6 protein-coding genes are annotated in these 9,613 nt (G+C 74.7%); 5 read left to right on the top strand and 1 reads right to left on the bottom strand.

The window, feature by feature from the left end:
* Positions 1-89 precede the first annotated feature (89 nt).
* Positions 90-659 (bottom strand): TetR/AcrR family transcriptional regulator, encoded by a 570-nt coding sequence (locus tag ACIRFH_RS34875; RefSeq protein ID WP_403530054.1) that lies wholly within the window; start codon positions 657-659, stop codon positions 90-92.
* 430 nt (positions 660-1,089) lie between these two features.
* Here ACIRFH_RS34875 and ACIRFH_RS34870 point away from each other — a divergent pair, with 430 nt between their 5' ends.
* The 5 genes from ACIRFH_RS34870 to ACIRFH_RS34850 all read left to right on the top strand — a co-directional run bounded on the left by ACIRFH_RS34870 (position 1,090) and on the right by ACIRFH_RS34850 (position 9,606).
* Entirely contained in the window at positions 1,090-2,484 is a 1,395-nt protein-coding gene (locus tag ACIRFH_RS34870; RefSeq protein WP_403530051.1) for an MFS transporter, read from the top strand.
* 221 nt (positions 2,485-2,705) lie between these two features.
* Positions 2,706-3,974 carry a tryptophan 2,3-dioxygenase gene (locus tag ACIRFH_RS34865; RefSeq protein ID WP_403530048.1) on the top strand — a complete coding sequence of 423 codons (1,269 nt, stop codon included), beginning with the start codon at positions 2,706-2,708 and terminating at the stop codon, positions 3,972-3,974.
* Between the two features lie 30 nt (positions 3,975-4,004).
* Positions 4,005-4,895, top strand: coding sequence for a hypothetical protein (locus ACIRFH_RS34860; RefSeq protein ID WP_403530045.1), 891 nt, complete (start codon positions 4,005-4,007; stop codon positions 4,893-4,895).
* Between the two features lie 20 nt (positions 4,896-4,915).
* Positions 4,916-5,212, top strand: coding sequence for an acyl carrier protein (locus tag ACIRFH_RS34855; protein ID WP_403530043.1), 297 nt, complete (start codon positions 4,916-4,918; stop codon positions 5,210-5,212).
* Positions 5,212-9,606, top strand: a complete 4,395-nt coding sequence (locus ACIRFH_RS34850; protein WP_403530040.1) for an amino acid adenylation domain-containing protein — start codon at positions 5,212-5,214, stop codon at positions 9,604-9,606. Before ACIRFH_RS34855 ends, ACIRFH_RS34850 begins: the two co-directional genes overlap by 1 nt.
* Positions 9,607-9,613 lie beyond the last annotated feature (7 nt).

The following is a 9,613-nucleotide window of genomic DNA, read 5'->3' as shown; positions in this document are numbered from 1 at the left end:
ACCCGCTGGGCATCGGTCACCGACAACGGCGGAATCTTCGGACCCGGACGACTCATACCGAACCAACGACGAATCTCCGACTCAGGTCACTAGGGCAGCAGGCGGTGGGCGAGTTCGCCGATCAGGTCGGTGCCGGTGTAGGGCGCGAGCACGTCGGGGACGGTGAGGTCGTCGAGGATCATCCCGGACACGGCGAGGTAGAGCAGCACGACGTCGGTGCGGTCGCCGGGCAGGTGGGCGTCCAGGTGGAAGCGGACGTTCTCCTCCAGCACCTCGGCGCGGTTCTTGGTCAGTTCGCGCCCGAGTTCCGGCCGCCGGGTGCCTTCCAGACGCAGTTCCAGCATGGCGAGGTAGCCGGCCCGGTCGGCTTCCATGCGGGCGTGGACCTGGCGCAGCAGCAGCGCCACGAGGTCGGTGGAGGGCTCGGCGCGCATGACCTCGGCGACCTCGTCCGGGTCGGGCGTGATGCGTTCGTGGGTGCGCCGCATGATCTGCAGGAGCAGCTCGTCGCGGTTGCGGAAGTAGTTGGAGCAGGTGCCGACGGGCACGGCCGCCCGGGCGTCGACCGCGCGCAGGGTCAGCCCCCTCGAACCCTCGTGGGCGAGAACCTCGATGGCCGCGTCGAGGAGGGCGTTGCGGCGGGCCGTGTTCTGTCTCATGGGAATCTCTCCAAGGCGTTGACACCACTTCAGGTGGAGTACTACATTCAAATCACTGCACCTGAAGTACACCGCAACGGCCTCCGAGGAGTCAAGATGCGAGTACGTTCCTTCGACCGTTCCCCGTCTCTCACGTTCGCCCAGGTGGGGCGCGGTGGACGAGGCGGCTTCGGCGCCCGTCGGCCCATGCCCCGGTCCGTCCCCCGTCCCCGTCCGCTCCCCAAGCCGGGCACCCGGCGGTGATCCGCCGCCCCCCTCCACCCGGCACACCCGAAGAGCCGCCGGCCCCGGCAGACACCCGAGGCCGGCGGCTCTTCGCGTCTCCCGCGTCCCTCGAGCGATCCTTCACCGGTTCTCCGGCGGTTCTCCGGCGGCCCGCGCGACGGTGACCGGCGACCGGCAGTCGTCGTCACGTCGTCAGGAGGCCGTCATGACCGCGCAGATGTCCGAGCCGACGGTGCTGCGGGAGGCACCCGCACCGCCGCCCGGCCGGATCCGGGGCCGGTCCGCCGCCGCGCTCGCGGTGATCGCCGGCTGCAACGCGATGATCCAGCTCGACGACCCGATCGTGAACACCGCTCTGCCCGGCATGCGCGAGGGGCTCGGGCTGTCCGCCGTCGGAGCCTCCTGGGTGATCAACGCCTACCTTCTGGCGTTCGGCGGCCTGCTGCTGCTCGGCGGCCGCGCCGGTGACATCCTGGGCCGCCGCGCCGTGTTCCTCACGGGCGTCGCCCTGTTCACCGCCGCCGCCTCGCTGCGCGGGCTCGTCCCCACCACCGAGGCCCTCGTCGCGGTGCGCGCGGTGCAGGGCGCGGGTGCCGCGCTCGCCGCGCCCAGCGGGCTCGCGCTGCTGCTGAGCACCTTCGGCGAAGGCGCCTCCCGCAAGCGCGCCATCGCCGTGTGCACCACCGTCGGCGCGGTCAGCACGGCCGGCGGACTGCTGCTCGCCGGCGCGCTCACCTCGCTCAGCTCCTGGCGCTGGGTGCTCTTCCTCGACGTACCGCTCGGGCTGGCGATCCTGCTGGCCGCGCCGCTGGTGCTGGACGAGACCGCCCGCCACCGCGGCCGGTTCGACCTGGCCGGGGCGCTGCTGTCGGCGCTGGGCGCCGCCTCGCTGGTGTACGGGCTCGCGCAGGCCGCCGAGCGCCCGTGGAGCGACCCGGTCGTCGCCGGCTGCGTGCTCGGCGGACTCGCGCTGCTGGCGGTGTTCGCGGCCGTCGAGCGGCGTGCCCAGCAGCCCGTCGTGGTGCCCCGCCTGTTCGCCGACCGCTCCCGGCTGCTCGCCTATCTCGGCACGCTCGCCGTGCCCGGCGCGCTGATCGGCACGTACTTCTTCCTCAACCAGTACTTCCAGCAGCAGCACGGCTGGTCGGCGCTGGCCACCGCCTGCGCGCTGCTGCCGCTGCCGGTCACCATGGCCGTCACCGCGACCGTCGCCGTACGCCTGGAACAGCGCACCGGAGCGCGCCGGATGTGGGCCGCGGGCGCCGCTCTGCTGGCGTCCGGGAACCTGTGGCTGGCCACCCTGGAGGCGGGCGACGGCTACGCGGCCACCGTGCTGCCGGCGCTGGTGCTGCTCGGCGCCGGCATGGCCCTCAGCGTGCTCCCGCCGACCGTTCTCGCCACCTCGGGGCTGCGCGGCGACGAGGCGGGGGCCGCGGCCAGCGTGCTGAACGCCCTGCAGTCCGTGGGCGGTTCGATCGGCCTGGCCACCCTCGTCATGGTCGCCACGCACACCGGCGGCATGGCGGGCGGCTTCACCACCTCGGCGTCCTTCGCCGGGCTCGTCCTGCTGGCCGCGCTGCTGCTCGGGCGCCGCCGCTGACCCTCCCCTAGCGCCCCGGCCCCCGGGGACACGATCCGGACGGCACCGGGCCGGTACCGCACGCAGCGGGCCGGCCCCTCCGGCGTGCCCGCGGGCGGCCCGGCCGGCACCGCAAACATGATCGTCCGTCGGTCCGGCCCGTGTGGAGCAGGATTTGAGCGGTCCTCCAGGGTCTTGAGCGAACCTCCGATGAACCGCTTCCGGCTCTGAAGGAGATGCGCGTGGAAGGCACCGAGGAATCGCTCCGGCGCGAACTCTCCGAGTGGCACCGGTGCGGCACGGCACAGGAGTTCCCGTACGACGCGGTGATCACCCGGCTGCGCCGGGTCGGAAAGCACTTCCTGTCCGGGCCGCTGCTCGGGCTGCTCGCCGACTGCCGGGAAACCCTCCGCAAACAGCCCGGGCGGTCGGGGCAGGAGGCACCGGACGTCTTCCTCGCCCGGTTCCTCGACGTCGTACTGGACAAGTACGACGACCGCTACGACTACCCGAGCTACACCGCCCTGACGCTGCTGCGGCCCACCGGGCCCGGGGAACCGGCCGGGCTGCGCGACCGTACGGTCCTGCTGCTGCTCGCCGACCTGGTCCGCTTCGAGCGCCTGGCCCTGGCGGGCACCCCGGCCGCCCCGGACGGCATGCTCCCCGACGCCCGGCTGCTGGGAAAGCGGCTGCGGCTGGCGGTGCGGGTGATGGAACCGGCCGCGCTGCGCGTCCTGGACGGCGCCGTCGACCCCGTGTCCGTCGCAGCCGCTCCCGGCCGCACCCCGGCCGGAGCACTGGCCGACGCCGTCCTCGCGAGTGCCTGCGCCCAGGAGCGGCGGATGCTGCTGACCAGCGTGCAGCCGGTGTACGTGCTGCACGACGAGTACCTCTTCCTGCGCGTGCTGCAGTCGTTCGAGACGACGTTCCGTTTCATGTCCCGCACCCTGGGCCGGGCCGTCGGCGTGCTGCGCGGCGAGTGCCCCGGCGACGCGGCGACGCTGATCGCCTCGGTCGCCGACGTGCTGCGCGAGTCGCTGCCGCTGTTCTCGCTGCTGGCCACCATGCAGCCGGCCTCCTTCCGGGAGTTCCGGCAGTACACGGACGGCGCCAGCGCCATTCAGTCCGAGGGTTACAAGACCTTCGAGTCGTACTGCTCCACCCCGCTGCGAGCCCGGCTCGACTCGCCCGCGTTCACCTCGGTACCAGGGGTTCGCGAGGCGGTGCTGGCCGGTCGCGAGACCGTTCAGGACACCTGGCAGGACGTCATCTCCAGCGGCTGGCTGGCGGAGCCGGACGCCGCCGCCGTACGCGCCGCGGCACAGCATCTCGAAGCGGTGCACCAGCGCTGGAAGCAGACCCACTACCGGCTGGCCGTACGGATGATCGGCACCCGCGCCGGAACCGGCTCCACGGAGGGTGTGCCGTATCTGAAGTCGGTCGTCGCCGGCCGGCTCTTCCCCGCCCTGCAGCCGGCCCTCACCCTCGGGCAGCAGACCGCCGCGGGCTGAGCCCGAGCCGACCGAAGGACACCGAAGCCGATGAGCAAGCGAGCCACCACCGGACGCCCGCGGGCCGCCCGCCGGGCACTCAACCCCGACGCGGCCGATCGACTGCTGGTCTTCGAGTACGACCGGGGCAGCAACTACGAGGAGGACACCCGTCTCACCACCGCCCTGTCCGCGCTGCTGCCCACGGACGGGCTCGTCCATCCCGATCAGCGGCTGTTCCAGAGCGTGCACCTGATCACGGAGTACGCCTGGGCGGCGATGCACCACGAGATGTGCCGGGCGGTCGACCTGCTGGACGCGGGCGACTTCCTGCTGGCCGCGCAGGTGCTCGAGCGCGCGGCCGCGCTGGGCCGTATCCCGGTGCTCGCCCTGAACACGCTGGTGGAGTACCTGCCGCAGACCGCGCTGCTGGCGATGCGCGAGACGTTCCCCGCGAACACCACGGGCCTGGACTCCCCCGGCGCGCGCAATCTGCGCCGCGCGGCCATGCCGCTGTGGCTGGCCTTCACCCGCGCGCTGGAGCGCGTCAGCGGCTCGGTCGAGGACCTCATCACCGCCCAGGGCCGCATGGAACCGCCCGCCGAGCGGGATCGGCCGGCCGTCGAGCTGGCCCTCGTCCGGCAGGCGCTGATGCGGCTGGACGCCTCCGTCGGCGACTGGAAGCACCTTCATCTCCGGCTGGTGTGGGGCCAGTTGGGCGGGCACCCGGAGGCCGAGCCGCTCACGGCGGACGGCCCCGACCCCGACCATGCCCCCGGCGCCGGGGGCGGTGGCGGTGGCTGCCCCGTCATGCCGACCAGCCTGCGCGGGGAGTCCACGCTCAGCCTGCGCAAGATGGCCCGCCGCACACTCTTCCCGCAGCTGTGGGAGTCCGTGGACGCCACCTACCGGCGTCTCGTCCCCGCCGAATCCGCGTCCTGACCCAGGTGAAGGAACCCGCCATGACATCGACGTTCACCCCCGACGGCACGCCCGTGGAGCTCACCGCGCTGGTGCGCACCGCCTGGGCCGAGGGCCTGGGCCACGAGGAGTTCCAGGACGACGAGAACTTCTTCGAGGTCGGCGGCCACTCGATGTGCGCCGTGCGGATCGTGCGCGCGCTCAAGGGCCGCACCGGCACCCCGCTGACGGTGCGGCAGTTCTTCGCCCACCCGACCGTGACCGAGCTGGCCGGCTTCCTCACCGAGAACGCCCCGGCGGCCGGGCAGGACCCGGCGGACGCGAAGGCCGGGGCGTGATGGCCCGTCCCGCGTCCGCCGCACAGCTGGAGATCTGGCTCGCCGACCGGTGCGAACCCGAGTCCGGCCGCTACAACATCCCCTTCTGCCTGGAGTTCCGCGGCCGTCTCGACGAGCGCGCCCTGCGCGCCGCCCTCGCCGACGTGCTGGTGCGCCACCCGTCGCTGGCCGGGCGGTTCGAGACGGCGGGCGGCGAACTGCGCCAGGTGCCCGAGCCGTACGCGGTCGTCCCGCTGCACATCACCGGGCGGCCCGGCCGCTACGACCGGGCCGCCGCGCTCGCCGACGCCTCGCAGGCCGCCGGGCGCCCGCTGGACCCGGGCACCGCGCCGCTGCTGCGCGCCGAGGGGGTGCGCCACGAGGACGGGGCGCTGATCACCCTGACGGTGCATCACCTCGTCGCCGACGGACGCTCCGTGGAGGTGCTCACCGAGGACCTGATCACCGCCTACCGGGCCCGCACGGCCGGCGGCGACCCCGGCTTCGCGCCGGTGGTGGTGCCCGAGCCGCGCCCTGCGCCGCAGGCCCCCGACCCGTACTGGTCGGAGCTGCTGGCCGGTGACCCCGCGCTGCTCGCCCCGCTGCCGGACCTGGTGCGGCCCGAGGACGGGCTGCGCGGCGCGGCCGGGTTCACCGAGCGCCCCCTGACCGCGGGCCGGCTGGCCGCGCTGCGCACGCTCGCCGCCCGCGAGGGCGTCAGCCCCGCCATGGTGCTGCTCGCCGTGTGGTGCCTGCTGCTGCACGCCTGGTCCGGCGAGGACGACGGGGTGCTCGGCATGCCGTTCGCCGGACGCGACGAGCCCGGCGCCGAGGACGCGGTGGGCCTGTTCACGCGCGTCCTGCCGGTGCGTACGGCGCACGAGGCCGGCCGGTCGTTCGGCGACTGGGCCGCGGCGCTCGGCGAGCAGGTGCTGGAGTCGATGGAGGCGCACGCCGAGGCGGGCGACCCGCCGCCCGGCTCCACCCCCGTGTACTCGGCCGTGTTCCTGCACCAGCCGCGCCCGGCCGCGTCCTGGCGGATGCCGGACGCCAAGGTGCGGCTGCTGCATCCGCAGACCGCGGTGGCCAAGTACGACCTGGCGTTCGCCGCCGTCGAGGCCCCCGACCACCTCGTCCTGCGCATCGACTACGACCGGGCGCTGTACGCCCCGGCCACCGTCGAGCTGATGGCGCGCCAGGTCGACCAGGCGCTGCTCGCCGCCGCCGAGCCCGGCGTCACCTGCCAGGACGTCCTCACCGCGCTCGCCGCCACGCCCACGCCCTCCGCTCCCTCCGCCGCGCCGGTCGCGCCGGTCGCGCCGGTCGCGCCGGTCGCCGCCACGGTGCCGGAGCTGGTGCTGGAGCAGGCGCGCCGGGCGCCCGACGCGGTGGCGCTCGTGCACAACGGCGTGCGGGTGACGTACGGGGAGCTGGTGCGCGAGGCCGCCCGCAGGGCGCACTGGCTGCGCGTGCGTGGTGTGCGCACCGACGACATCGTGGCCCTGCTGCTGCGGCCCGGCGTGGAGACGGTGACCACGATGCTCGCCGTCGGCCTGGCCGGGGCGGCCTACCTGCCGCTCGATCCCGCCTACCCCGACGCCCAGCTGAACATGGTGATCGGCGACGCCGGGCCGCGGCTGCTGATCGCCGAGGCCGACGAGTGCCACCGGGTCACGGGCCTGCCCGTGCACACGCCGGAGCAGGCCGGGCGGGAGGCCGCGCCGATGCCGGTGACGCCGCCGCAGACCTCCGCGGGCCCCGAGACCGCGTTCAACGTGCTGTACACCTCCGGCTCCACCGGCCGTCCCAAGGGCGTGGTGCTGCACCACGGCGGCGTCCTGCGGCTGATGCGACGCCCCGAGTTCGTCCCGCTGGGCCCCGACGACACCGTCTCCCACCTGTCCCCGCTGAACTTCGACGGCGCCACCTACGAGATCTGGGGCGCCCTCGCCCACGGCGCGCGGCTCGCCGTCCTGGACAAGGAACTGGTGCTGAGCCCGCGCGAACTGCGCACCGCCGTGAGGGAGCTGGAGGTGACCACGCTGCTGGTCACCACCCCGCTGCTGAACCGGCTCGTCGAGGACGCCCCCGACCTGCTGCAGTCGCTGCGCCGCGTCTACTTCGGCGGCGAGATCGTCTCCGTGCCCCACATCCGCAAGGCGCTGCGCTGGGCACGGCCGGGCACCCTGCTGCACAGCTACGGCCCGACGGAGAACTCCTTCACCTCCTCCTGGCACCCCGTCGAGGAGATCGCCGAGGGCGCCCGGACGGTGCCGATCGGGTCCGCCGTGCCGGACACCCGGCTGCACGTGGTGCTGGAGGGCACGCTGACGCCCGCCCCGCCGTACGTGCCGGGCGAGCTGGTGCTGGGCGGGGCGGGCGTGGCCCGCGGCTATCTCGGCGACCCGCGCCGCACCGCCGAGCGGTTCGTGCCCGACCCGTTCGGCGGCGAGCCGGGGGCCCGGCTGTACCGCACCGGGGACCGGGTGCGGTGGACGGCCGAGGGACGGCTGGAGTTCATCGGCCGCGCCGACAACCAGGTCAAGATCCGCAGCCAGCGCGTCGAGCTCGGCGAGGTGGAGTCCGCGCTGCGCGCCCACCCCGAGGTGCGCAGCGCGTTCGTCACCGCCCGGGTCAACGGCCGCGGCGAGAAGGAGATCGTCGGCTACGCGGTGCTGGACCGGCCGGCCGCCCTGGACGCCGTACGCGCCCATCTGCGCACCGCGCTGCCGCAGTTCGCGGTGCCGGCGCACCTGCTGGCCGTGGCCGAGCTGCCGCTGACCGCGAACGGCAAGATCGACCGCAGGCGGCTGCCCGCGCCGCCCGACGGGTCCGCGGCCCCGGCCGGGCCCGCCCCCCTGCCGCAGACCGGGGTGACCGGCGCGGTGCTGAGGGCCTGGCGCGAGGTGCTGCCCGGCCGCACCTTCACGCAGGACACCAACTTCTTCGACGCCGGCGGCCATTCGCTGCTGCTGGTCAAGCTCCAGGACGCGCTGCGGGACGCCACCGGCACCGCCCCGTCCGTCGCCGAGCTGATGCGGCACACCACCGTGCGCGCGCAGGCCCGGCTGCTCGGCGGCGCCGCCGCACCCGCCGCACCGGTGAGCCGGCCCTCCGCGGCCCCCGCGCCGCAAAGGGCCGGCTCACCGGGCCGGGACGGTGCGGACGACGACGCGATCGCCGTGATCGGCATGGGCGCGCGGTTCGCCGGGGCGAGCGGCCTGGAGGAGTTCTGGGAGAACCTGGAGGCCGGGCGGGACTGCTTCACCGAGGGCCCGGCACCGGTGGTCACCGAGCACGCCGACGGCACCCGCCGGGTGGCCCGCTGGGGCATGCTCGCCGACGGCACCGGATTCGACGCCGGACTGCTGGGCTTCTCCGAGGAGGACGTGGCGGGGGGCGACCCGCAGCAGGGTGTGCTGCACGAGGTGCTGTGGGCGGCGGTCGAGGACGCCTCGCTGCGCCTCGGCGACATCGCGCGGCGCACGAGCCTGTACGCCGGGTGCCCGCGGTTCGTGCGCACCGACGGCGAGGCCCGCGTCGACGACGTCGTCAACGCCGACCCGACCTTCGTCGCCTCCCGTTTCGCCTATCTGCACGACCTGTGGGGCGAGGCGCTGATGCTGGACACCGCCTGCTCCACCGGCCTGTACGCGGTGCATCTGGCGTGCCGCGCGCTGCTGCGCGGCGAGAGCGACTACGCGCTGGCCGGGGCGGTCTCGCTGGACGGCGCGTCCGACGGCTCGTACACCTTCCGGCCGGGTCTGCTGTACGCCGAGGACGGGGTGTGCCGCCCCTTCGACCGGCGGGCCACCGGCACCGTCGGCGGGTTCGGCGCGGGCGCGCTGCTGCTGCGCAGGCTGTCCGACGCCGAGCGGGACGGCGACCCGGTGCACGCGGTGATCCGGGGCAGCGCCGTCAACAACGACGGGCGGGCGCGCGTCGGGTACTCGGCGCCGGGCGTCGAGGGGCAGGCGCGGGTGATCCGCCGGGCCCTGCGGGCGGCCGGAGTGAGCGGCGCGGACATCGGCTACGTGGAGGCCCACGGCACCGGCACCCGGCTCGGGGACGCCATCGAGGCGACCGCGCTGGGCGAGGCGCTCGGCACCGGCGGGCCCGCGGTGGCGGTCGGCTCCGTGAAGGCGTCCGTGGGCCACTGCAACACGGCGGCTGGTATCGCGGGGCTGATCAAGACGGTGCTCGCGGTGGGTCACGGGGTGCTGCCGGCCACCCCCAACGTCGGCGAGCCGATCGACGAACTGGCCCGGCTGGGCGGCCGGTTCGACCTGATCACCGAGAGCCGCGCCTGGGACTCCCCCGCCGGCCGCCCGCGCACCGCGGGCGTCAGCTCCTTCGGCGTCGGCGGCACGAACGCGCACGTGATCGTGCAGGAACACGTACCGGAAAGGGTGTGAGCTGCGC

It is taken from the genome of Streptomyces sp. NPDC093586 (assembly GCF_044764905.1).
Taxonomy (GTDB): domain Bacteria; phylum Actinomycetota; class Actinomycetes; order Streptomycetales; family Streptomycetaceae; genus Streptomyces.
The sequence above is the reverse complement of the archived record's forward strand: the minus strand, read 5'-3'. Positions and strand labels throughout refer to the sequence as shown.

Coding starts and splice junctions, on each gene's coding strand:
- ACIRFH_RS34875 (WP_403530054.1), bottom strand. CDS start 659: ATGAGACAGAACACGGCCCGCCGCAACGCCCTCCTCGACGCGGCCATC.
- ACIRFH_RS34870 (WP_403530051.1), top strand. CDS start 1,090: ATGACCGCGCAGATGTCCGAGCCGACGGTGCTGCGGGAGGCACCCGCA.
- ACIRFH_RS34860 (WP_403530045.1), top strand. CDS start 4,005: ATGAGCAAGCGAGCCACCACCGGACGCCCGCGGGCCGCCCGCCGGGCA.
- ACIRFH_RS34855 (WP_403530043.1), top strand. CDS start 4,916: ATGACATCGACGTTCACCCCCGACGGCACGCCCGTGGAGCTCACCGCG.
- ACIRFH_RS34850 (WP_403530040.1), top strand. CDS start 5,212: ATGGCCCGTCCCGCGTCCGCCGCACAGCTGGAGATCTGGCTCGCCGAC.